22 protein-coding genes and 1 tRNA gene are annotated in these 20,735 nt (G+C 64.7%); 13 read left to right on the forward strand and 10 right to left on the reverse strand.

Annotation, left to right across the window (positions count from 1 at the left end; genetic code table 11):
* Positions 1-17: 17 nt before the first annotated feature.
* On the forward strand, positions 18-377 hold the full coding sequence (gene folB / locus AB4037_RS06230; protein ID WP_434958690.1) for a dihydroneopterin aldolase: 360 nt from the start codon (positions 18-20) through the stop codon (positions 375-377).
* A gap of 119 nt (positions 378-496) precedes the next feature.
* Positions 497-1,003: a TIGR00645 family protein gene (locus AB4037_RS06235; RefSeq protein WP_441770906.1), complete on the forward strand. Its 507-nt coding sequence runs from the start codon at positions 497-499 to the stop codon at positions 1,001-1,003.
* A 20-nt stretch (positions 1,004-1,023) separates the two neighbouring features.
* Here AB4037_RS06235 and AB4037_RS06240 read toward each other — a convergent pair whose 3' ends face one another.
* Positions 1,024-1,830, reverse strand: a complete 807-nt coding sequence (locus AB4037_RS06240; protein ID WP_441770907.1) for an SDR family NAD(P)-dependent oxidoreductase — start codon at positions 1,828-1,830, stop codon at positions 1,024-1,026.
* A gap of 127 nt (positions 1,831-1,957) precedes the next feature.
* Positions 1,958-2,902, reverse strand: a complete 945-nt coding sequence (gene mepA, locus AB4037_RS06245) for a penicillin-insensitive murein endopeptidase (RefSeq protein WP_434958687.1) — start codon at positions 2,900-2,902, stop codon at positions 1,958-1,960.
* A gap of 238 nt (positions 2,903-3,140) precedes the next feature.
* Between mepA and AB4037_RS06250 the strand changes: the two genes are divergently transcribed.
* Together AB4037_RS06250 and trxA are read left to right on the forward strand one after the other, a co-directional pair.
* On the forward strand, positions 3,141-3,590 hold the full coding sequence (locus AB4037_RS06250) for a L,D-transpeptidase (protein WP_441770908.1): 450 nt from the start codon (positions 3,141-3,143) through the stop codon (positions 3,588-3,590).
* A 244-nt stretch (positions 3,591-3,834) separates the two neighbouring features.
* Positions 3,835-4,164 carry a thioredoxin gene (gene trxA, locus AB4037_RS06255; RefSeq protein ID WP_434958685.1) on the forward strand — a complete coding sequence of 110 codons (330 nt, stop codon included), beginning with the start codon at positions 3,835-3,837 and terminating at the stop codon, positions 4,162-4,164.
* 73 nt (positions 4,165-4,237) lie between these two features.
* On the opposite strand, the gene AB4037_RS06260 is transcribed toward trxA, so the two are convergent.
* Positions 4,238-5,074, reverse strand: a complete 837-nt coding sequence (locus tag AB4037_RS06260) for a 3-keto-5-aminohexanoate cleavage protein (RefSeq protein WP_441770909.1) — start codon at positions 5,072-5,074, stop codon at positions 4,238-4,240.
* A 101-nt stretch (positions 5,075-5,175) separates the two neighbouring features.
* Between AB4037_RS06260 and AB4037_RS06265 the strand changes: the two genes are divergently transcribed.
* From AB4037_RS06265 to ggt, 3 genes are all read left to right on the forward strand, one after another.
* Entirely contained in the window at positions 5,176-6,042 is an 867-nt protein-coding gene (locus AB4037_RS06265; protein ID WP_441771184.1) for a MurR/RpiR family transcriptional regulator, read from the forward strand.
* A 32-nt stretch (positions 6,043-6,074) separates the two neighbouring features.
* Entirely contained in the window at positions 6,075-7,418 is a 1,344-nt protein-coding gene (locus AB4037_RS06270) for an aspartate aminotransferase family protein (protein WP_441770910.1), read from the forward strand.
* A gap of 280 nt (positions 7,419-7,698) precedes the next feature.
* The gene (ggt, locus tag AB4037_RS06275; protein WP_441770911.1) at positions 7,699-9,444 is read left to right on the forward strand and encodes a gamma-glutamyltransferase; all 1,746 of its coding nucleotides are present in this window, start codon (positions 7,699-7,701) and stop codon (positions 9,442-9,444) included.
* Between the two features lie 144 nt (positions 9,445-9,588).
* Here the strand turns inward: ggt and grpE are convergent, their stop codons facing one another.
* From grpE to AB4037_RS06290, 3 genes are all read right to left on the reverse strand, one after another.
* Positions 9,589-10,239, reverse strand: coding sequence for a nucleotide exchange factor GrpE (gene grpE, locus AB4037_RS06280; RefSeq protein WP_434958681.1), 651 nt, complete (start codon positions 10,237-10,239; stop codon positions 9,589-9,591).
* Between the two features lie 98 nt (positions 10,240-10,337).
* A complete protein-coding gene (gene cmk / locus AB4037_RS06285; protein WP_434958680.1) occupies positions 10,338-10,961 on the reverse strand; it encodes a (d)CMP kinase in 624 nt (207 codons plus the stop codon).
* A 21-nt stretch (positions 10,962-10,982) separates the two neighbouring features.
* On the reverse strand, positions 10,983-11,789 hold the full coding sequence (locus tag AB4037_RS06290; protein WP_441770912.1) for a hypothetical protein: 807 nt from the start codon (positions 11,787-11,789) through the stop codon (positions 10,983-10,985).
* A gap of 270 nt (positions 11,790-12,059) precedes the next feature.
* Here AB4037_RS06290 and AB4037_RS06295 point away from each other — a divergent pair, with 270 nt between their 5' ends.
* The 4 genes from AB4037_RS06295 to AB4037_RS06310 all read left to right on the forward strand — a co-directional run bounded on the left by AB4037_RS06295 (position 12,060) and on the right by AB4037_RS06310 (position 13,918).
* Positions 12,060-12,455, forward strand: a complete 396-nt coding sequence (locus AB4037_RS06295; protein WP_434958678.1) for a TIGR02300 family protein — start codon at positions 12,060-12,062, stop codon at positions 12,453-12,455.
* 186 nt (positions 12,456-12,641) lie between these two features.
* Positions 12,642-12,717: transfer RNA gene (locus AB4037_RS06300), tRNA-Ala, on the forward strand.
* A 295-nt stretch (positions 12,718-13,012) separates the two neighbouring features.
* Entirely contained in the window at positions 13,013-13,306 is a 294-nt protein-coding gene (locus tag AB4037_RS06305) for a hypothetical protein (protein ID WP_434958677.1), read from the forward strand.
* A gap of 354 nt (positions 13,307-13,660) precedes the next feature.
* Complete coding sequence (locus AB4037_RS06310; RefSeq protein WP_441770913.1) at positions 13,661-13,918, forward strand: GlsB/YeaQ/YmgE family stress response membrane protein; 258 nt, start codon at positions 13,661-13,663, stop codon at positions 13,916-13,918.
* Between the two features lie 176 nt (positions 13,919-14,094).
* On the opposite strand, the gene AB4037_RS06315 is transcribed toward AB4037_RS06310, so the two are convergent.
* The 4 genes from AB4037_RS06315 to AB4037_RS06330 form a co-directional block, all read right to left on the reverse strand.
* Positions 14,095-15,042: a tagatose kinase gene (locus AB4037_RS06315; protein WP_441770914.1), complete on the reverse strand. Its 948-nt coding sequence runs from the start codon at positions 15,040-15,042 to the stop codon at positions 14,095-14,097.
* 36 nt (positions 15,043-15,078) lie between these two features.
* Positions 15,079-16,233, reverse strand: coding sequence for an ROK family protein (locus AB4037_RS06320; RefSeq protein WP_441770915.1), 1,155 nt, complete (start codon positions 16,231-16,233; stop codon positions 15,079-15,081).
* A 374-nt stretch (positions 16,234-16,607) separates the two neighbouring features.
* A complete protein-coding gene (locus AB4037_RS06325) occupies positions 16,608-17,492 on the reverse strand; it encodes a sugar phosphate isomerase/epimerase family protein (RefSeq protein ID WP_441770916.1) in 885 nt (294 codons plus the stop codon).
* 139 nt (positions 17,493-17,631) lie between these two features.
* Positions 17,632-18,507 carry a LysR family transcriptional regulator gene (locus AB4037_RS06330; protein ID WP_441770917.1) on the reverse strand — a complete coding sequence of 292 codons (876 nt, stop codon included), beginning with the start codon at positions 18,505-18,507 and terminating at the stop codon, positions 17,632-17,634.
* A 174-nt stretch (positions 18,508-18,681) separates the two neighbouring features.
* On the opposite strand from AB4037_RS06330, the gene metB reads away from it, so the two are divergent.
* Both metB and AB4037_RS06340 read left to right on the forward strand, forming a co-directional pair.
* Positions 18,682-19,875: a cystathionine gamma-synthase gene (gene metB, locus AB4037_RS06335; RefSeq protein ID WP_441770918.1), complete on the forward strand. Its 1,194-nt coding sequence runs from the start codon at positions 18,682-18,684 to the stop codon at positions 19,873-19,875.
* Positions 19,876-19,906: 31 nt separating this feature from the next.
* Positions 19,907-20,605, forward strand: a complete 699-nt coding sequence (locus AB4037_RS06340; protein WP_434958670.1) for a 5-formyltetrahydrofolate cyclo-ligase — start codon at positions 19,907-19,909, stop codon at positions 20,603-20,605.
* Positions 20,606-20,735: the final 130 nt, after the last annotated feature.

Here is a 20,735-nt window from a genome sequence, read left to right on the forward strand (position 1 = left end):
GTGGCATTGCTGCCTTCATGACCGAACCGCGATCCTATAGCCGCGTCTTTCTGCGCGCCCTCAATCTCGAAGCCCATATCGGCTATTACGAGCATGAGAAGGGCGTGACCCAGCCCCTGATCGTCGATGTCGAGCTGACTTTGGCTGAAGCACGTTTCGGCGACGACGATATCGAGGGCACGATCGACTATGACAAGATCGCTGCCATCGGGCGTGAACTGGCCGCCAGCCATGCCGATCTCCTCGAGACCTTCGCCGAGCGGCTGGCGCAGCGCTGCCTTGCCTTCGACCGCGCCGCCGCGGTGCGCGTGCATGTCGAAAAGCCTCGCGCCGTGCCGGGCGCCATGGCCGGGGTCGAGATCCTGCGCGTGAAGTGAGGCGGGAAGCGCCCGACACCCACTTCGGAGCCTGCATTACAATTTGGCAAGGCTGGGTTCCCTCGCCGGGCGCGTCCCTCTATTTTGCGCGCGATTGTTCAATCGGGTTGAGATTCCACATGGAAAAAATGATCGAGCGCTGCCTCGTCGCATCGCGCTGGGTGCTGGCGCCCTTCTATATCGGGCTGGTCATCGCCCTGTTCGTCGTTCTGCTGAAATTCGGGCAGGAATTGCTCCACTATGTCGTTGGCGCCTATGGCTTCACGACCGAGGAGACGGTGATCGGCGTGCTGGAGCTGGTTGACCTGGCCCTGCTGGGCAGCCTGATCCTGATCGTGATCTTTTCGGGCTATGAGAATTTCGTCTCCAAGATCGACGGCACCGAACATCTGACCTGGCCGAACTGGATGACCAAGGTCGATTTCGCCGGCCTCAAGCTCAAGCTGCTGGCCTCGATCGTGCTGATCTCGGCGATCCAGTTGCTTAAAGGCTTCATGCAGATCGAGAAGCTGACCGACCGCGACCTCTATTGGCTGGTCGGCATCCATATGGTGTTCATGATATCGGGCGTGCTGCTGGCCTTCTCCGACCTGTTGCAGGCCAAGGCGGGCCATCCCGATGACTGAGGCCGCCGGCGTGGCGCCGCTCAACTGCTCATGCCGCCATCGACCGGAATGCCGGCACCGGTAATGAAGCTGGCGGCGTCGGAGGCGAGGAAGACGGTGACGTCGGCCACTTCGCGGATCTCGGCGAGCCGTCCCAGCGGCGTCTGGCCGACGACATGGCCGACCGCCGCGCCGGTATCCGGAAACATCCCGGTCCCCACCACATCCTGCGTCAGTTTCCGGCCCATCTCGGTGGGAATCAGACCGGGATGGATGCAGTTGACGCGCACGCCATAGCCGAGCTTGCCGGCTTCGGCAGCGCCGATGCGGGTGATGCGGTCGACGGCGGCCTTGCTGCCGGAATAGCCGGCAATGGTTGGGAATACGATGGTGGCTGCGACCGAGGCGATGTTGATGAGCGCACCGCCCTTGCCGGCTGCTCCGCCCGGCCGCATCGCCCGGAAGGCGTGCTTCATGCCAAGCAGCGTGCCGACGACATTGACATCGAACATGTGCCGCAGGCTGTCGGGCTCGATCTCGGTTACCAAAGCGGTGACTTCCACGCCGGCGTTGTTCACCAGGATGTCATAGCCGCCGATCTGCTCGATCGTGGTCGCGACGGCGTTCTCCCACTGAGCCTCGTCGGTGACGTCGAGCGCTACGAAGCCGTAGGCGCCGCCATGGCGCGCCAGGCTGGAAGCGGCTTGCCGGCCGAGATCTTCGAGGATGTCGCCGATCATTACGTCGGCGCCGGCCTGGGCCAGGGCTTCGGCGATGCCTGCACCGATACCGCGCGCTCCGCCGGTTACCAGGGCCTTGCGGCCCGCCAGATCGAATCGATCAGCCATCCGACTCCCTCCCGATCATGCAAGGCAGCGGGATGGAGAATACCCGTCTCCCCGGCAAGCGCGAGAATGGCGTTTCGCTCGACCCCGGGCAAGGCCCGGAAACAGGCCGGTGGCGGTCAGGCCATTCCTACGGCGCTGCGATGACCTGGCTGCAGGCGGTGGGCAGATCGCTCAGGGTGAGCTGGCGCGGCGGGTGCGGCGGCTTGGGACGCGGCTTGGGATGCAGCACCGCATCCGAGAACCAGTAATCGAGTTCCTTGCCACAGCCTTCATCGCCTGTCGGCGGCTTTTGTGGCGTGCAGGTCGGGCTGCCGCGCGGGCAGGTGATGCGGACATGGAAATGATAGTCGTGCCCATACATCGGGCGCACCTTGCCGAGCCAGGAGCGATCTCCGGTGGCATCGCGGCACATCGCCTTCTTGATGGCTGCGTTGACGAAGATGCGCTCGACCGCCGGATCCTGGGCGGCGGCGCGCACGATGCCCATCTGGCCCGCCGTCCAGGAGCGCGAGACGTCGAGCCGGTCGGAACGCACCATCATCACGGCACTTTTGGTCTCGCGTTCGGCGACGCTCAGCCGGCGATCCGGCATCGGCGTCAGCCAGATGTCGGCGTCGAGTCCGATCTGATGCGAGGCATGGCCCGTCAGCATCGGGCCGCCGCGCGGCTGCGCCATGTCGCCGATCAGGATGCCGGGCCAGCCGGCCACGGTTGGGGCCTTGGCGGCGAGGTTCTTCACCACCCGGATCACGGCGGCATTGCCCCAGGCGCGATTGCGCGAAGGCCGCATGACCTGCCAGGTCGGACCATCAGCCGGCAATTCCACGCCGTTCGACAGGCAGCCCTTGGCATAGAAGCCGATCGAGCCGAGGCCGACATTGGCCGGCGTCGCGGCGCGGCCGAAGAGCTGCTTGGCGGGCGTGGCTGATGTCACCGCGCCGAGCGGCGGCAGCTTGTAGCCGGGCGGGGTGATGTCTTGCGACAGGGCCGGCGCATGGCTCGCCAGGGTCAGCAGCGCCGCCAGCGGCAGGGCGGCCTTGAACGGCGGGAAGATCCTGACGAAACGGCGCATGCATGCTCCCGCAAAGTGATTCGTGACGCCATCCTATCCTGTCTTTGCTGGAACGGCAGCATCGGGCGGCAATCCCTCGGGTTTCGCATCACGCCAGCCGGCGGGCGGAAACCGAAAATTAACCATGTTAGATTCATGCTTTGTTCGGTTTCGGGTGGATTTGCATCCTGTGCAAAAGCGCATGGCGAATGAAGGCCCGGGACGGCCAATGTCAGCGAACCGTATCGAGGAACCTGTCATGCCTGCCCTGCATCTGAGCGCGAGCTTCCGCTGGATCACCGTTGCCTTCACGCTTCTTGTCGCCGCGCTCTGCCCGCTCTCGCCGGCCTCCGCGGGCATCGTGGCCAAGGTCGACATCGCCAGGCAACGCATGACCGTGATCGTCGATGGCAATGTCGAGGCGATCTGGGCGGTATCGACGGCAAGGCGCGGCTACTATACCCCGCGCGGGGTATACCGCCCCAAGCTGCTCAAGCGCATGCACTACTCGAAGAAATACGACAATTCCCCGATGCCCTATTCGGTGTTCTTCAAGGGCGGCTATGCCGTGCACGGCACCTATTCGGTCAAGCAGCTCGGCCGTGCTGCCTCCCATGGCTGCATCCGGCTAGCGCCGTCCCACGCCGCCGCGCTCTACCAACTCATCCGTCACCGAGGCATGTCGGATACGCGGGTGGTGATCGGATAAGCAGAATTTCACGGTGAGGCCCCATTCGTGGGCCTCACCGGGAAATTCTGCGAATGTTTGATAGTATGCAGGCTCCTCTATTTCACCAGTTTGGGCCGGTAATAGCTGCGAATCTGCATATCAGCCGTGCACATTCGCGCGAGAAGCCGTTCCGCTTCTTGACGCTGGGCCGGTGCATTCCTAGCTTGAGGGCAACGGATATTTGCATGGCGATTCCGCCATTCCCGCTGTGGAGATTCTCGAAATGGGTGCCAACACGATCAAGGTCACGGATGCCTCGTTCGCTAATGACGTGCTGAATTCGGCTGAGCCGGTTGTCGTCGATTTCTGGGCCGAGTGGTGCGGGCCCTGCCGCATGATCGCGCCCGCTCTCGACGAGATCGCCACCGAGATGGCCGGCAAGGTCAAGATCGCCAAGCTGAACGTCGACGAGAACCCCCAGATTGCTTCGCAGTTCCGGGTGATGTCGATTCCCATGCTGATCATATTCAAGGACGGCAAGCCCGTTGCCCAGAAGGTCGGCGCTGCTCCCAAGGGCGAACTGTCGCGCTGGGTTTCGGCCTCGGCCGCCTGAGGCCAGAATTATTTATTCGAGCGGACGTTCTTGCGTCTGTTTGGTGTTGAAGGCGGCCCCTCGGCCGCCTTTTTCATGTCGCCAGTGTCGCGGCACGCAGGGCGTCGGCATCACCGATCCTCAAGCCAGCGGCCTCGATCGCCTGGCGTGCCAGCACCACCAATTCGGCGTTGTCCCGGGCCAGCGTGCCATCGGGACGGTGGAGATTGTTCTCGAAGCCGACGCGGGCATGCCCGCCCCGCCGCGCTGCCGCGGTGACGCAAGCCACTTCCTGCGGCCCGAAGGAGCAAAGGCTCCAGGGATCGAAACGGGGCATGCCCTCGGCGAGGAAGGGCAGGAGATCGTCGGGCTGTGAGGTCTGGTCCGCCGTATAGCGGCCGAGCACATAGAGTACGGGCAGTTTCTCGAAAGGAATGAGGCCCCGCCGTTGAAACTCGGCAAGGCGTCTGGCCTCGTCCGGCGTGTAGAGGATGATCTGCGGCATGGCGCCGATCAGCCTGAGAAACAGCAGCAATTCGGCAAAGGCGGCTTCCTCGGCGGTGTCAGGCACCAGTTCGCGCAGTGCGAGCGATACGGCCTCCGGCCGGGTGGCGCGGATGACGGCTCTCTGCTCGGCGGGCGAATAGAGGCCGAGCGCCTCGCTGGTGATCTGCACCACGAGATCCTTGCCTGTCACGGCGCCAATCGCGGTGATGACGGCGCGATAGGCCTCGGCATCGAGCAAATGGTCGCCATCGTTGCGCCGGACATGGACATGGATCATGGCCGCGCCGGCCTCGAGACAGGTCGTGGCTGTTTGTGCCAGGGCGGAGGGCGTCATCGGCAAGGCCGGATGGTCCGCCTTGGTACGCCGGCCGCCATTGGGGGCGACGGCAATGAAGCGCGGGGTATAATCCGGCGTAACCGACAAAATCCGTCTCCGAGCGAGGCTTCATTTGTATCAATACGATAGCATCTGATACGTTTGTTTCAATAATCCTTCCGACGGAGTGCATGGGCATGAACGGGCTTGTGGATCTCGACGGCTTGGCCGGCGAGATCGTCAGGGGCTTCGACGCAATGCCGGCGCAAATCAGGGCTGCCGCGCGCTATGTGCTGGAGAATCCGCGTGATGTTGCTCTGCTGTCGATGCGGGAACAGGCGCGACGTGCCGGCGTTCAGCCGGCGACCATGATGCGGCTTGCCCGCCAACTGGGCTTTGACGGTTACGAGGCCCTGCGGGAACTGCACGCCGATACGCTGCGGGAAGTGCCGACGGGCTTTGCAGGCAAGGCGGGCGACCATCTCGCCCGGCAGGGGCGCGTCGGTGACGAAGGACTGGCCACTGCCATGCTCGGCATGCTCAGCGCCCAGCTCGGCGGGCTTGTGGCAGGCAGGCCCCTTGCCGCATTCGCCGCTGCCGCGCAAACCCTTGCCTCGGCGCGCCGTATCCTTTGTCTCGGCCTGCGGGCGAGCCATCCCGTCGCCTGGCATCTGCATTATGCACTCACCCTTATCGGCAGGCCCAGCATGTTGCTCGATGGAATCGCCGGCATCGGGGCCGACGCTCTCGTCGATGCCGCCCCGGGTGACGTGATGGTGGCCGTCAGCCTGCAGCCCTATACGCGCCTCACCCTCGAACTCGCCGAGCATGCCGCTTCGCGTGGGCTGTCCGTCCTGGCCATCACCGACAGCGAAGTGGCGCCGCTCGCCAGGATCTCCCGCCATCACCTCATCATGCCGACCGCGAGCCCCTCCTTCCTCCATGCCGTGACGCCTGCCTTCGCTGCGGCCGAAGTGCTGGCCGCGCTGGTGGCCGGCCATGACGGCGAGGCGGCGCTCGCCGCCTTGCGCCGGACGGATGCGCATCTGGCCGCCCTCGGCACCCATCTGACCTGACGCCCAGCGCCGAAACTCCCGGGAGCCTCCCCATGAGCCATCTGCTCCACCGCGCCGCCAATGCCGTCATGCCGGTCGCCGTCGGCGGGCAGGGCATCGAACTGATCGATGCCGCCGGCAAGCGCTATATCGATGCCTCTGGCGGGGCCGCTGTCTCCTGTCTCGGCCATGGCCACCCCGCCGTGCTGGAGGCCCTGCACCGCCAGCTCGACAGACTCGCCTATGCCCATACCTCCTTCTTCACCACCGAGATCGCCGAGAGGCTGGCGGACTGCCTGATCGCCCAGGCGCCCGTCGGGATCGAGCGGGTCTATCTCGTCAGTGGGGGCTCGGAGGCGATCGAAGCGGCCTTGAAGATGGCGCGGCAATATTTCGTCGAGAGGGGCCAGTCGGAGCGCCGGCATGTCATCGCCCGGCGCCAGAGTTTTCACGGCAACACCCTGGCGGCGCTCGCCGCCGGCGGCAATCAGTGGCGGCGCGCCCAGTTCCAGCCGCTGCTGATCGAAACGCACCATATCGACCCCTGCTTCGCCTATCGCTTCCAGGCACCGGGCGAGAGCGAGGAGGATTATGCGGTCCGGAGCGCGCAGGCCCTCGAAGACAAGATCCTGGAGCTGGGGCCGGGCAAGGTCATGGCCTTCCTGGCGGAAACGGTGGTGGGTGCCACCGCTGGTGCCGTGCCGCCCGTCGCCGGTTATTTCACGCGCATCCGCGACATCTGCGACCGCCACGGCGTCCTCTTGATCCTGGACGAGGTCATGTGCGGCATGGGGCGCACGGGCACGCTACATGCCTGCGAGCAGGAAGGTGTGGTGCCCGATCTCATGACCATCGCCAAGGGCCTTGGTGGCGGCTACCAGCCGATCGGCGCCGTCCTGCTCAGCGCTGCCATCTTCGAGGCCTTCGCCGGAGGATCGGGTTTTTTCCAACACGGCCATACCTATGTGGGCCATCCCATGGCGGCGGCCGCCGCCTTGGCCGTGCAGGAAACAATCGTACGCGATAGTCTTCTCGCCAATGTCGAGGCCATGGGCGATCACCTGCAGGAACGGCTGGAACAGCGTTTTACCAACCATGGCCATATCGGCGATATTAGGGGGCGGGGCCTGTTCCGCGCCATCGAATTCGTCGCTGATCGCAGCAGCAAGCAGCCTCTCAATCCCGCCCTCAAGCTGCACGCCGCGGTCAAGCGCGAAGCGATGGCGCGAGGGCTGATGGTCTATCCGATGGGCGGTACCATCGACGGTGCGCAGGGGGACCATGTTCTGCTGGCGCCGCCCTTCATCATCGAATGCAAGGAGGTCGATGCCGCGGTCGAGCGCCTGGGGGACGCCGTCGATGCCGCCTTGGCCAGCATGCCGGCCGGAAGCACCTGAACCGCGCCCGATACTGCTGAATGGCAGGAAGATACGGTTCTATCGACGCAGGCCGAAATCCCGTTTAGCAATGAAGCCCTCGGAGCCGTGAGCTGCCGGCGGGCCGTTGAGACGGCTTTGGGGAGCGGCCGCGCCGAGAAGACCGGCATTCCCGGGTAAACCGGGACAGCCAGAGCCTGCTTCGCCCGATCTGGTTCGAATCAGGCCCTGAACTTCAAAGGAATGGGCGCGACATTCCGGCCTCGGGGGGCGGAAGCCGTGCCAGTCAGAGGAGGAGCCTATGCATCACGTCCGTCCGGCGATCGTCGCCGGCCTCGCCGTCTCGCTGACCTTTACGCCGCTTGCCGGAGCCTTTGCCGCTTCGCCGGCGCCAGTGGAGGCCGAGCACGGCATGGTCGTCACTACCCAGCGCCTGGCCACCCAGGCCGGCGTGGATGTCCTCAAGAAAGGTGGCAACGCCATCGATGCCGCTGTCGCGGTCGGCTACACGCTGGCGGTGGTCTGGCCTGAAGCCGGCAATATCGGTGGCGGGGGCTTCATGACCATCCGCACCAAGGACGGCAAGTCGACCTTCATCGATTTCCGTGAGCGGGCGCCGGCCGCGTCCACCAAGAACATGTATCTCGACGACAAGGGCAATCCGGTGAAGGGGGCCTCGACGGATGGCTATCTCGCCGTCGGCGTGCCCGGCTCGGTGGCCGGCTTCGAATATGCCCGCGAGAAATATGGCTCCCTGCCGCGCAAGGACCTGATGGCATCAGCCATCCGCTATGCCAAGGATGGCTATGTGCTCGGCCAGGGCGACGTTGCCTCCGTCAAGGAGAATGCCGATTGGCTCAAGCGTGATTCGAACGCGGCCAAGATCTTCCTCCAGGCCGATGGCTCGCCCCATGCGGTTGGCGACACCTTCAAGCAACCCGATCTCGCCGCTTCGCTGGCGGCCATTTCCGAGAAGGGCCAGGATGCCTTCTACAAGGGCGCGATCGCCGATGCCATCGTCAAGGCTTCAGGTGCCAAGGGCGGCATCCTGAAGAAAGAGGATTTCGAGCAGTACAAGGTGCGCGAGCTCGAGCCCGTGAAGTGCAATTATCGCGGCTACGACATCATCTCCTCACCCCCGCCGAGTTCCGGCGGCGTGATCATCTGCGAGATCCTCAACGTGCTGGAGGGCTATCCGCTCTCCTATCTCGGCGCCGATTCGGCCAACACCGTACATCTGATGGTCGAGGCGATGCGCTATGCCTATGTCGACCGCAATTCCAGTCTCGGTGACCCCGATTTCGTCAAGAACCCCGTCCCGCATCTGCTGGACAAGAACTACGCCGCCGAGATCCGGGCCAAGATCAATCCCTACAAGGCTGGCGTCTCCAAGGATTTGATGCCCAAGGGCATGGGCGAGTCCAAGGAAACCACGCATTATTCGATCATCGACAATGACGGCAATGCCGTCGCCGTCACCTACACGCTGAACGGTTCCTATGGCGCCGGCGTGGTGGCAGAAGGCACCGGCATCCTGCTCAACAACGAGATGGACGATTTCACCGCCAAGCCCGGTGTGCCCAATCTCTACGGCCTGGTGCAGGGCGAGGCCAATGCCATCGAACCCAAGAAGACGCCGCTCTCCTCGATGAGCCCCACCGTCGTCACCAAGGACGGCAAGCCCTTCATGGTGATCGGCAGCCCCGGCGGCTCGCGCATCATCACCATCACATTGCAGGCCATCCTCAATGTGATCGACCATGGTCTCGACATCCAGGAAGCGGTCGACGCGCCGCGTATCCACCATCAATGGCTGCCCGACCAGATCTATACCGAGCCGCAGGCTCTCTCGCCCGACACTATCAAGCTGCTGGTCGAGATGGGCTACAAGGTGGACGAAGGCGATCCGGCCTGGCCGGTGTGGGGCAAGGCAGCCGGCATCCTGGTCGGCGGCAAGGATCTCGCCACCATCAAGAAAGGTGATGGCGCCCGCTATAACGGCGCCATGGATAGCCGTGTCGAATCAGGGTTGGCGGCCGGATATTGAGGGCACGCCTGTACTTGAAAATACGCGACGTTTGTCATTGCCGGGCTTGACCCGGCAATCCCGGCTAGTTCTTCGGAGAGCGAAGCATCTGGATGCCCGGGTCAAGCCCGGGCATGACAAAGGTCGGCACTTCCGTCGTTACGATCAGGCCTGCTTTTCGGCCTCGGCGGCCTGTTTCGGGCCGCCGCGGGCGACGCCGACCATGGCCGGGCGCAGCACGCGCGTGCCGATCGAATAGCCGACCTGCACCACCTGGGCCACAGTGCCGTTGGGCACGGAAGGATCGGGCACCTCGAACATGGCCTGGTGGAAATTGGGGTCGAAGCGCTCGCCCTTCGGGTCGAGCTTCTTGACGCCGTGCTTTTCCAGCGAGCGCAGCATTTCCTTTTCGGTGAGCTCGACGCCTTCCATCAAAGCCTTGACGGCCTCGTCGGTCTCGCGTGCCCCGGCGGGTACGCTGGCCAAAGCGCGCTCCATATTGTCAGCCACGCCAAGCATGTCGCCCGCGAACTTCGCGATGGCGTATTGGCGTGCATCGTTGAGCTCGCGCTCGCCGCGGCGGCGGACATTCTCGACCTCGGCCAAGGTGCGCAGCAGGCGATCCTTCAGCTCGGCATTTTCGGCCTGCAGCCTGGCAAGGACCTCGAATGCTTCGTCATTCACGGCGGTCTGGTCGGCGCCGGCCTGTTCGCCACCAACCTGGCCCGTGCTGTCCGCCGTCGGCGCCGCCGGGGCGGCCGACTCGGCCGCAGTGCGGGTCTCGGCTTTGGCTTCGGGTTTGGTCTTGTTGGTCATTTCACCTTTTCCAACTCATGTTCGGCCGGGATATCAGCGTCCTGGCCGATAAAATCAAGGGTTGATGCAGCGGACGGCCTCAAACCGCTCGTTTTGTTTCAGTGCCGGTGCCGCTCGACCAGCGCCAGAGCGGCGGCGAAGGCGCTTTCGACGTCGAGGGCGGTGGTGTCGAGCACATGGGCGTCGGGCGCCGGCTTCAGGGGGGCATCGGCACGTCCGGCGTCACGGGCGTCGCGCTTGCGGATATCGGCGAGGACGGCTTCGAAGGGGGGAGCATCGCCGCGCTTTTCCAGTTCGAGATGGCGGCGCTTCGCCCGGATCTCGGCATCGGCGGTCACGAAGATCTTCACCTCGGCGCCGGGGGCGACGACCGTGCCGATGTCGCGCCCATCGAGTACGGCGCCGCCGCGCTGATGGGCGAAGCGTCGCTGCAGGTCGAGCAGAGCCTTGCGCACTTTGGGATGGGCCGCGACCACGGAGGCCGCTTCGCCCATTTCGCGCCCGCGTAGCCGGCTCTCGTCGAAACTGGCGACGTCGAGCCCGTCCGCGATCTCGGCGGTGGCGTCCGCATCCTCGAGGTCGAGGCCCTCGTCGAGCGCCGCCCGCCCGACGGCGCGATAGAGCAGGCCGGTATCGAGATGAGGCAGGCCGAGATGCGCGGCCAGGCGCTTGGCCAGGGTTCCCTTTCCGGACGCGGCGGGACCATCAATGGCAATGATCATAATGGGGCACCAGATTACACATCAGGGGGAGGAAGGCGGGATTTTCGCCGGCAGGGTTACGACCGCGGGCCGGAGCGTGGGGCGGCCCTGCAGCACGATACGGCGTCCGGTGCCCTCGGGTGATATCGCGACATCGGCCCCGAACGGCCCGAGCAGATGCGCAGCATCGTCAGGCGATCTGAAGCTCGAGACAGCCTCGCTTGTCGCTTGCGGCGCGATGACGGCGGTCTCACCGGGCGCATTGAGGCCGGCCAGCAGCACCGCCGCACTCACCAGGTTCGGGGGCACCGGCGAGGAGGCGCCGCTATCGGGCACGTGCCAGAGGATCGGCACAGGATCGACCGCGCCGCGCAAGGTCAGGGGCAGGCGCACACCCTCGGCGGCGGCGACGATCTCGGCACCCATCCGCGTCAAAGGCGTCAATACAGGCATCATCGGGCAGGTCCGCAGCGTGGCGTCGCCATCAAGGGTAGCCGTGATGCCATGGCTGGCAATGACGCCCATCATCAGCACCGCACCTGCCAGCGACCCCCCGATATCGAGGCTGCCCTCCGGCGAAAGCAGGCCGCCGACGCCGACACCACGGATACACCAGGCCGCATCGCCACCCCGTTCGATTGCGGCGCCGAGCCTGCGACAGGCCTCCGCCATCGCCACGACGTCACGACTACCCACCAGGCCCTCGATGCGTGTCTCACCCACGCTGAGCAGCGCCAGAATCAGGGCGAGCAGGCCGATGCTTTCCTCGCCCTCGGCCTTGTTTCTGTCGGCCGCCCCGGAGGACCGGCGCGCAGGAGGCGAAGCGGTCTGGGAGGGCGATGCGAGCAAGAGGCGGCTCCGGAGCGATGGAAGGGGTCTACGGCAAGGACGAATGCCGATGGCAGGATTCTCACTCCTGCATGGCGCACCCGGCAGGTTCGGTCCGGCCACACGCCCTAGCATGGATGGCCCGAGGGGGCAAAGCCGGCGGTGCCAGGAAATCTTGATTCAAGCCCTTGCCAGATCGCGAAAAAACGCCATCTTTGCGATTCTCATTGACAGGGACGCTTCTAGTCTGTAGCGGCCTCGCACTTCGATTTCCGACATAAGGTATACGCCGTGGCCAGACCCGAACTTGGCACGAAACGCGTCTGTCCGACGACTGGGCGCAAATTCTACGATCTCAACAAGGATCCGATCATCTCGCCCTATACCGGCCAGGTGGTCGTCATCGCCGCAGCGCCGCTGCTGCGTGGTCGTCCCGAGGCGGTTGCGCCGCGAGTCGACCAGACCGAGGAAGACACCGATCTCGATCCCGCAGCGGACGCCGAACTGATCAGCCTCGAGGAGGCCGATGACGAGGCGAGCGCCGCCAAGACGGTCGTCGGCGACGACGATATCGACGTCGAAGACGATCCGGTGGCCGACGATACCTTCCTCGAGGAAGATGAGGACGAGAACGACGATGTCACCGATCTGATCGGCGACGGCATCGAGGATGACGAGGAAAGCTGAGGCTCGCAGCGGGCCTCGCCGGAGACGCGGAGCCAGCATGGAGCCGCGTCTTTTTCCCAATCGGAAGATTTTCCAAATTTTCTTCGCAAGACGTCTTGCATCGGGCCGCGAAACGTGACAAACGAGCGGCCCGTCGGCGGTGACGCCGAGGGACACCGAAGCAGCTCCCAGGCTGCTTTGAAAAGTGGGGTCATAGCTCAGCTGGGAGAGCGCTACAATGGCATTGTAGAGGTCGGCGGTTCGATCCCGCCTGGCTCCACCACTTCCTCCCAAGCTTCAATGATGAGAAGCTTGGTTCCACCAAGCCCGCTGGCACGCAAGCGGGCTTTTTTATTGCCCGACGCAAGCCGATTCGAAGGATTGCATTGCCTCCATCCGGGCGAGCGCCTAGAGTTCGATGGCGTTCCGTTCGGTTATCTCGCATGCCGGTGGATCATCGCAGTTCGACTGCAGCTTGCCGAGCCCGCTTGGTCCTGTGTTTCGCAGGCGATAGCCTAGGTGGCCGGGATCGGCGAAGATGACCGAGGCAAGAGATGCCAAGCAAAGGGAGATAAAGCATGCGCTTTTCACTCAAGGCCTTGTTCGCTGTCGTCATGATGCTCGGCGGACTGGCTGTCACCTCGACGCCGTCTTCGGCCCTGCCGGTGGCACCGGTCGAGCGGGCGGCCCCCATGGCGAATGCCCTGGAAGGCTCGGCCCAGGTTCAGCAGGCGCAGTATTACTACTACCGCCGCCACTATCGGCCGCGCTACTACCGGCCCTACCGGTATTATCGCCCCTATCGGCGCTATTATCGGCCGCGCTACTATTACCGGCCCTATTACCACCGCCGCTACTATTACGGCTACTGAGCCCGCTAGGCTTCATAGTCGGGAGGCCCGTTGGCCGGGCCTCCTGGTTGGCTGCCGTGCGTCGGCATCCCCTAGCAGAGCTTTCCGACGAGGCCCGCGGATGGGCCTCGTCGGAAAGCTCCGAAAACAGCCGGTATCTTGCGGATTCCTTTCGATCGTGCCTGTGGTTTGATCGAAAGGAATCCACTTCGGCTGGCATGGAACCATAGGCTGATCCACGCGTTCTCCACCCTGGGACCAGCAAGGGTTCCGTTTCGATGTCAAAGCGCCTTGCGATCCGGAGGACAGTCGCCCATCGCGGGCAATAGCCTTCCAAGGGCGTGTTTGGCGTCAGGCCTGACAGAGGGGTGCAGCATGGATAATCTGCAGGTGGGTTGGATCGGAGCCATCATTATCGGCGGGCTGGCGGGTTGGCTGGCCGAGATGTTCATGAAGAGCAATATGGGCCTCCTCATGAATATCATCCTCGGCATTATCGGCGCAGCTGTCGCCAATTTGGTGCTGGGCATGTTCGGCGTGGTGCTTGGCGGCTGGGTCGGCTACCTCATTGCCGGATTCATCGGCGCCTGTGTGCTGATTGCGCTTGGAAGAATGCTGAAACGATCCGCCTGACAAAACGACGGCCGGCGCTGTGCCGCCACGGGCTTGCCCGATGGGCGGGCGCGGCCCGGCTAGAGAACGCTGCTGGAGAACCTAGCCGGGCCGCGGCAGGGCGAGAGAGGCTCCATGCAGGGCTAGGCTATCCCCGCCTTGCGACAGTTTTGTAACAAAGGTGGGACTTCCCTGCTTCAGGCGTTGGCGGCCTGGGCGATGAAGCGGTTGAGTTCGGCGAAGTCCGCGCTCCCTTCCATCGGCCCTTGCACGGTCACGGTATGGGCGCCTGCGGCATTGGCATAGCGCAGCGCCTCCGTCACGGACTTGCCGAACCGGCGCGCCACCAGAAACGTCGCGCCGAAGCAGTCGCCGGCGCCTGTCGGATCGATCTCGGTCACCGCGAAGCCCGGCATGTCAGTGCGGCTGTCGCAATTGAAATGGCTGGCGCCGCCGGCGCCACGCTTCAGCACGATTTCCTTGATGCCCGCCGCCAGCAGGCCCGCGACCGCCTTGTCCTCGTCGGTCTCGCCGGAGAACAGTGACAATTCCTCGCCGGAGGGCAGGAAGAGATCGGTTGCGGCCAGCACGGTATGGAAAACAGCCTTACTGCCGTCGCGCAACGTCTCGCGCCGGATATTGGGGTCGAAGGAGACCGTACCGCCCCGCGCCTTGAGCCCCGGCAGGGTCTTCAGGATCATCTCGGCGACGGCTGGGACCGGCAGACCCGATCCCATGACGTGGAGATGCCCGGCCTCGGCGAGCACCGCTTCGGCTTCGGGCGTGGCGGCGATACGCCCGGCGGCGCTGTCGCGCATATTGTAGACGAAGGCACGGCCGCCGTCCGGCCGGTAGCGCACGAAGGCGCTGCCGGTTGCCGCTCCCGCATGCACGGCCACGGCGGAGACGTCGACACCATCGCGATCGAGGCGCTGGAGGTTCAGCGTACCGAAATCATCGTCGCCCACGGCCGAGACGATCGCGGCGGGGTGGCCGAGCTTGCCGACCTGATCGATGAAAATCGCCGGCGCGCCGCTCGGGAAAGGGCCGACCAATGGTTGCGGCTCCAGGAAGCCGTTGCCGGTGGTGGTGGCCATGATCTCTACCAGGATTTCGCCAATGGTGACGATCTTGCCTGCAAGCATGGATGATTCCTCGATATCGGAGAAAGGGGAACAGGATCAGCTCTGGAACAGCGTGATCGGTTGTTCGCTGGCATAGATCGCGCTCTCGTCGATGGAAAACATGCGCTGATGCATCAGGAGGGCGCCGCCGAGGGCAGGGCCCTCGACGCCGAGGCCGGAAACCTCGATGCGCGGCATCGGAAAGCCCTCGAGCAGTTCGCGCTGCATGGCCTGGGCGACCTCGGCCGCGACATGGCTGAAGACCGGCGCGACAGAGCCGCCGAGAATGATCAGGCCGGGATTGAGCACGCTGGTAACCTGGATCAAACCGGCGGCGAGCCGCTCGCCCCACACCCGCGCGGTTGTGATCGCCGCACTTTCGCCGAGGGTGAGGCCTTGCAGCAGCCTGTCGAGATCGGCCTCGCCGCCCTGGGTGCGGTAGAAGCCGAGGATGGCGTCCTTGCCGATATAGCTTTCCAGATGGCCCGGCTTGGAGCGGCCGGCCTGGATGGTGTCGCCGCCGAGCACGATCTGGCCGAACTCGCCGGCAAAGCCGGCGGAGCCGCGCAGCAGCCTGCCGCCGATGACGATGCCGCCGCCGGCACCGTTCTCGATCAGCAGGAAGGCGACGGTCTCGGAGCGATGCGCAGTGTCGCGGTAGGTCTCGGCGATGGCAAAGGCATTGGCGTCGTTTTCGATCGAGATGACGGGATCGAGGGAGGGACAGCGCCGCTTCAGCCTGTCGGTGATCATCGTCTTCAGCTTCACGTCGCGCCAGCCGAGCATCAGCCCGTTGATCACCGTGCCATCCGAGGCGAGCAGGGCCGGCAGGGTCACGCACAGGCCACGCAGGCGCTCGGGGCGGTTGAGGCTCTCGACGGCCTCGGCGATCAGCGCCACCATGCGGTCGGTGCCGGCCTCCGGGGTTTCCTGATAGGTCGGGAACGGCAGGGTGAGGCGCAGGATCTCCTGTGCCAGCATGTCGATGATGACGACGGTGAGCCGATCGACGCCGATCTCGGCGCCGAGAAAGCTGGCGCCGGCCGGGTCGATCTGCACCCGGATGCCGGGGCGGCCGGTCTTGCCGGCATTCTCGCCGCGCGGCTCGTCGCGGCGCTCGACAGCAAGGCCCTCCGTCATCAGGCCAGTGATGATGTTGCCGGTGGTCGAACGGTTGAGGCCGAGTGCCCGGGCGAGGTCGGCCCGGCTCATGCCCGCATCGCGGAACAGGGCATTAAGGGCCCTGATTTCATTGAGATGACGGACGGTTTGCGGCGTTGCCAAAATGGGGAGGTCCGCTAAGGCGTTTTGCGACGAGACGGAGTCGCCGAGAATCGCAAAGACGCATCCAAACAGGGAACTAGAGCAAACAGCGTTCAGCCGCGAACGCGGTTTGCTCCAGGATGGGAAAGGGAGACTACAGCGTCTTGCGGTCCGATGGAATCGGCAAACCGCGTAAAGGCGCGTCGAAACAAGGCGTTAGAATATCGTCACCCCGGTCTGTTCCATGAATGGACCGGAATGCAGTTCGCACCTCGGGCGGGCGTGCAAGCAGGCTGCGTTCCAGGTCGCATTCCAAGTCGCGTTCACGGCGTGCGCGCCGTCTCGGCCTTGCGCCGGGCTTCGGCATAGCGATCGTCGATGAAGGCCTTGGCGCAGCGGGCCAGCTCGACATTATCCGTCCAGGTATTGCGCCAGATCGCGCAGATGATCGAGAGATCTTCGTCGACCACCTCGGAGGAAAAGCTCTCGAAGGTCACCCAATCCTGGTAGCCGCTGGCAACGAGGGCGTCGAAAATGGCGGAGAAGTTGATCACGCCCGAGCCGAGATAGCCGCGATTGCTCTCGCCGATGTGGAAATAGCCGAGCTTGTCGCCGGCGAGCCGGATGGCCTGAGCGGGGTCTGCCTCCTCGATGTTCATGTGGAAGGTGTCGAGGTGCAGGAAGATGTTGTCCGAACCGGTATCCTTGATGAAGGCGAGGCCCTGTGCGGTGGTGTTGAGCAGGTTGGTCTCGAAGCGGTTGACGATTTCCAGGTTGAGGCTGACGCCGGCTTGCTTGGCCTTGTCGGCCAGGCGGGACAGCGTGGTCACGCTGTTGTCCCAGCCCTTGCGCGTGGGCAGGCTGCGATATTTGGTGTGCGCCGAGAAGATGATGCCGCCGAGCTTGTGCCCGCCGAGATCGCGCGTGATGGCGACCGCATCCGACAGGATCTCCTCGCCCCGGCGCACCACGGCGGCGTCCTCGCTGGAAATGTCGCCTTCCCGCGGCAGGCCCATGGTGACGGTGACGGCAAGATCATAGTCCCTGAGGCGCTGAGCCAGCCAGGACACATCGAATTTGCGGGGATCGAGGCGGGGAAATTCGATCAGCTTGTAGCCGAGGCGATGAGACTTCTCCATCGCGCCTTCGAGATCCTGCTGCGTGGTGCCGCCTGTCCACACGAAGGAATGGATACCGAGTCTGTCCATGGTGATTCCTGCCCTGTTGCGCCGGCTGGAACCCATCCGGGGCAAGCCGGCCTGATCATGCTTCTTTTCTGTTATTTTGTTGTGAGTAGCAGCAAACTAAATCTCGTTCAAGCAGGACCGGTCGAGACGAGCGATGATTCTATCCATCGGCGATGATGCCGAGCCCCGGCCGCTCGGCGCGCGCGGCGACGAAACGCAACCCCTCCCGCGCGCGGTGGAGGGCCGGATTGTCGCGTCGGGCGGTATAGAGGGCATAGATCGAGTGTGAGAAGGCTGGCGCCCCTTTCACCAAGTGCAGGCGTCCATCGGCCAGCAAGGGGGTGACGGCGCCGGCCCGGAAATAACCCGAACCGCCGACGGTGAGGATATGGGTCAGCGCCAGGGGGCCGAGCGAGACTGTAACGGGTGCAGCGGCGAGATCGGGAAAGGCGGCGCGGTGGTTGATCGCGAAGGCCGGTCCCCAATCGACCTGGACATAGCTGTCGCGATGCACCTGCGCGTCGGGGGAAGTCGTCACCAGAACCAGTTGCTCCTCCACCACCAGTTCGGCGACGACGTCCTGATATTGCGGCGGATTGTAGAGCGTGACGAGGTCGAGCGATCCTCCCCTGACGCGCTCGATCAGCCGGGAGGGTGTATCGACTTCGACTCGCAGGGCGACGCGCGGGCATTCGCGATGCATCCAGCCCAGCCAGTCGGCGAGGAGGGGATGCCAGAGGCTGAGTTCGCCGCCCAGGCTGATGCCTTCTTCCCGCCCGGGCGGCAGCGCCACCTCCTGCCGGGCGCGTTCCCAGACCTGCACCAGGGCGGTGGCGGGCCCGACAAAGCGCTCGCCGGCCTGCGTGAGCCGCGCCCCGGCCTTGTTGCGGACGAACAGGCGGCGACCGATCTGCTGTTCGAGGGCCCGAATGCGCGCGCTGACGGCCGTCTGGGTCAGATTGAGACGCTCGGCGGCAGCGGCGAAGCTGCCATTCTGCGCGATTTCCAGAAAGGTCCGTGCCAGCCCGATATCCATGAAAATCAGATTATGGATTTTGCATTGAACTGCAATAACAATGCGTTTGTCTGAGTTCATTGCCAATGCCACAACCAAGGAGGCCCGATGACGGCGGCGCGAATCCGCCGCTCCGCGGGTCGCCGGGCTGGAGTCGCTGCCGGCCGACGATGCGGTGATATCGAGTGAAATGGCATGACGGACGACAGGTCTCCCGAAACGATTGCGGCAAGCAACGGCATGGCGGCCGACAAGGCCTTCCGCGCGGTGGCTCCGCCGCTCTATCTCGCCAGTTCCTACGCTTTTGGCGGCTTCGAGCAGGCCGGGACCTATGAATATGGGCGTACGCGCAATCCGACGCGCGATCAGCTTGCCGACACGCTGGCGGCGCTGGAAGGCGGGGCCGGCGCGATCGTGGTCGCCAGCGGCATGGCGGCGGTCGATCTGGTGGCCTCGCGCCTCAATCCGGGCGAGACCGTCCTGGCGCCGCATGACTGCTATGGCGGCACGCAGCGGCTCCTCGCCATGCGGGCTGCCAAGGGCCAGTTCAATCTCACCCTGGTCGACCAGACCGATGAGAACGCGCTCGATGCCGCTTTGGCCCGGCGCCCGGCCCTGGTGCTGGTGGAGAGCCCCAGCAATCCCTTGATGCGCGTCGTCGACATCGCCGCCATCGCCGGCAAGGCCCGCGAGGTGGGGGCAGCGCTTGCCGTCGACAACACCTTCCTGTCGCCGGCACTGCAGAAACCGATCGCGCTTGGCGCTGATTTCGTCATCCATTCCACCACCAAATATCTGAACGGCCATTCCGACGTGATCGGCGGCGCGGTGGTGGCCGCCAGGGCCGGGGATGTCACGGAGCTGGCTTCCTGGGCCAACCTCACCGGTGTCACCGGCTCGCCCTTCGACGCCTATCAGACGCTGCGCGGCATCCGCACCTTGTTCCCCCGTATCGAACACCAGCAGCGATCGGCGGGCGCGATCGCAGCTTTCCTGGCAGGCCATGACGGTGTCGACGCCGTGCATTATCCCGGCCTGCCCGATCATCCCGGCCACGAAATCGCACGGCGGCAGCAGGCCGGTTTCGGTGCCATGCTCAGCTTCGAGATCGCCGGTGGCCCCGCGGCCGTCAGGCGCTTCGTCGAGGCCGTTAGGGTCTTCACCCTCGCCGAGTCGCTCGGCGGCGTCGAAAGCCTGGTTGCCCACCCCGCTACCATGACCCATCTCGGCATGGGCGAGGTCGCGCGGAGGGCGGCGGGAATCAAGGACAGTCTCCTGCGGCTTTCGGTGGGGCTGGAGGGCGAGGCCGATCTGCTGGCCGACCTTGCGCAGGCGTTGACGGCGGCGGATGATCGCGGCTCTGGCCAGTTGCGGGCCGTCGGCAGATGATTGCCGCCGTTTCGATCAGGGAACCGATATCATGACAAATGCCGATCGTGACGATTCCGACGAGACCCCCAGGGCTTTCGCCTCACCCGCGTGCTTTGCGCATGAAGCCGACAATGATCAACTCGATGCCGCCGTGCAAATGCAGGCGGAGCGCCGGGCAGAGATCATGGCCTGGCGCAAAAGCGAGCGGGCTCGTCTGATCGCCGAACGGCTGGCCATGTCGGCCGATCTCAGGGCCGAAAAGACCCGGGCGATCGCCGAGCGTCTCGATGGTGTCGTCGGCGATGTCGCCGGGCGGGTGGTGAGCTTCTACTGGCCCCTGCGGGGCGAGCCCAATCTACGCGACTGGGCCGAAGCGCTGGCCGCGCGGGGCGCAGTCACGGCTCTGCCGCTGGTGGTGGAAAGGAACGCGCCGCTGGTGTTCCGGACGTGGCGACAGGGAGAGAAACTGGTCAAGGGCTTCTGGAACATCCCGGTGCCCGAGGGCGGGCGCAAGGTGGTGCCCGACATCTGTCTGGCTCCGGTGGTCGGCCACGACGCCAGAGGCTTCCGGCTCGGCTATGGCGGCGGCTATTTCGACCGCACGCTGGCAGGGCTGTCCTCTAGCGTGGTGGCTGTTGGCGTCGGCTATGCCGAAGCCGCTATCCGCACCATCCATCCCCTCGCCCACGATATTCCGCTCGACGCCATCGTCACGGATGACAGTGTCCGGCGCTATCCCAGCGATTGAACAAAAGAGACCTCGTCGCTCGTCGAGGTCGAATGCGCTCTATGCCCCAATGATGGTGGCAAGTGCCGCTCCCTCTTTGCTGCTCAATTCTTCTGCAGATCCTGAACCGCCCGAACCAGGGCGTTGTACA

This window comes from Labrys sp. KB_33_2 (genome assembly GCF_052114505.1).
In the GTDB taxonomy this organism is placed as follows: domain Bacteria; phylum Pseudomonadota; class Alphaproteobacteria; order Rhizobiales; family Labraceae; genus Labrys.